Genomic DNA, 2375 nt, shown 5'->3' on the forward strand with positions numbered 1-2375 from the left:
GCGATCAGCTGGAGTTTGATACGCCTGAGGGCGAATGTGGGGTACAGTTGGTATGGATGGTTTTCCCAGACGATCTGCCATGTACAGCACCTGAAGATATTGTGTTCGATGCAGTGGTAACCAATGCCAATGATCAAGTTGTTGCAGGGCCATCTGTACTGACCACACCTGTAGGCGGCGGGGTCTATTCTGTTGAAGTTTTTGCTGCAACAGGCACCAACGTAGTCACCCTGACTGCTACTGACAGCAACAACAATACAACGACAAACACCTACACGGTAATTGTCAATGAAGAGAATGCCCCTGTAATCACAGGCCCTGTAGCCGATGGCGGCACACTTGCGGTGCAGATCCCAGCTTGCCAGGACGAAGGCGTGCCGGTGTCTTACACCGTTGTCGCAACGGATGATTGTGACCTGGATGTGGCGCTGGTACAGACTGCGGGCCCCGCTTCTGGCGCAGTCCTGACTGCAGGCAACCAACTGGTCTCCTTCATTGCGACGGATGACTTGGGCAATAGCTCAACTTATAGCTTTACGATCGAAGTGGAGCAGGTTGCTTCCCCCGATCCGGTTGTCGACCTCTCTGGCAACGATCAGGAGTACACGATCTCTGCTTGCGAAACCACAGCAAATATTTTGCTGTCTGGCAATATCTACGATTGCGATATTGATGCTGGAGATACACCAGTTATCACGCTTTCTGGCATCCCAGGCGGTGTAACCATCACTGCTACTCAGGTAGAAGACGGCTTTGTTTACTTTGAGGCTGAGGCCCAAGCGGCTCCTGGCCAGTATGCATTTGTAGCCGAGTACGGCGGGGTTTCTGTAGAACAACTGATCACAGTAGTACAGGAGGCTCCTCAGGCTGCAGTGGTTGAAATCCCTGGCAACCTGACGTTCACGGTCCCTGCTTGCGCAACAGAACTGAATGCTACTTTCCAAGTGCGCGTATCTGACGACTGCGACGATCCTATAGCAGCGCCAGCCATCACCATCGGCGGTGCGCCAGTTGATGCTATAGCTAGCTTGGGCGATGGCCTGTTCGAAGTCTCTACAGTGATCACAGCAGCTAATGATGGAGACTTCCTTTTGGCGGTTTATATTGATGGCGACGGCCTCTCTACAACAGTAGACGGCGTGCTGACGGTGAACGATCAGCCGGATACATTCCAGCCCGTTATCGTGTATCCATCACAGAACATCAACGTTGCGCTCGACCCATGTGAGGAGGATGCTATGGCTTCGGTCATCTTCCAGGCAACAGCCAATGACAACTGCGACGGCCAGTTTGCGCCGAGCGTGAGCATCTCTTCAGGCAGTGTTGCGCAGATCGCTATGACGAATTCATTCGTAGCAATGGTAGGCACGGGCACCCACACCGTTACCATCACGGCAACAGACAATGCAGGCAATGCTTCTTCAGAGTCATTCGATATTGTGGTAACACAGGGCCAAGCCCCAATGGAGAACCTGGCTTGCAACGACAATATCAACGTCACCCTCGATGCCAACTGCTCACGGGTAATTACAGCGGATATGGTGCTGGAAGGCAGCTTCGGCTGTTTTGAAAATGAAGATTTCGTGATCAATATCGTTAACGATGCTGATCCTAGCAATGGCAGTACCCTTGATGGGTATGGAGAATTTATTTATGAGATTGCGCTCGATGTCCCTATGGCATTGGAAGTTCAAGGTTTCACAGGCCCATTTGCTCCAGCCAGCTGGGTGGATATTTCTAACTCTGAAGGCAACGTGGTTTTTGCTGCTGACGGCTCTTCTTTAGAGCTGTTCACCAACGACCAGGGCAACCTTCCATTTAATGGCATCAATACGGAAATTGCAGCAACAGCTATCGTAATACCTGAGGAAGGGACGCTCTCTTTTGACTGGTCTTTTACCACGACTGATTTCTTCCCAGGCCTTCTAATTGAGGTGGCGTTTTATGCGATCGACCAGAATGGCCAAGTTTCACAGGTACTGTTATCTGAGGCGAACACTGCTCCTGGCGCTGGTTCTGAGACCATTGCTTTAAATGGTGGAGACCTGTTCGTGTTTGCGTATAACAGCGACGGATTAGACGGCGGCATTGGTGATGAAGGCTTGTTCACGATTGAGAACTTCAGCTTTACTGGCGTTGCACCAGATCCTTTCACCGATGGCTTCCAGCCATGCTGGGGTAATATCACCGGCGAGGACAAGGCAGACCCAGTTATCACTTGCCCGCCTAACGATCCTGCAGACTTCCTGTGCAGCGCGTTTGACGTACTGTACGGCGGCGACGCAGGCAGCGTAGCACAAGAGACCGCGTTCATCGAAGGCACTTACGTCTTCACAGGCGCACCATCAGCAGTGGACAACTGCGATACTGACCTA

1 pseudogene is annotated in these 2375 nt (G+C 51.9%); it reads left to right on the plus strand.

Features of this window, described 5'->3' with window-relative positions:
- Positions 1–2375, plus strand: a pseudogene (locus tag FRY97_RS22535) (hypothetical protein); the annotation flags it as partial.

The organism is Phaeodactylibacter luteus, from assembly GCF_007993045.1.
In the GTDB taxonomy this organism is placed as follows: domain Bacteria; phylum Bacteroidota; class Bacteroidia; order Chitinophagales; family Saprospiraceae; genus Phaeodactylibacter; species Phaeodactylibacter luteus.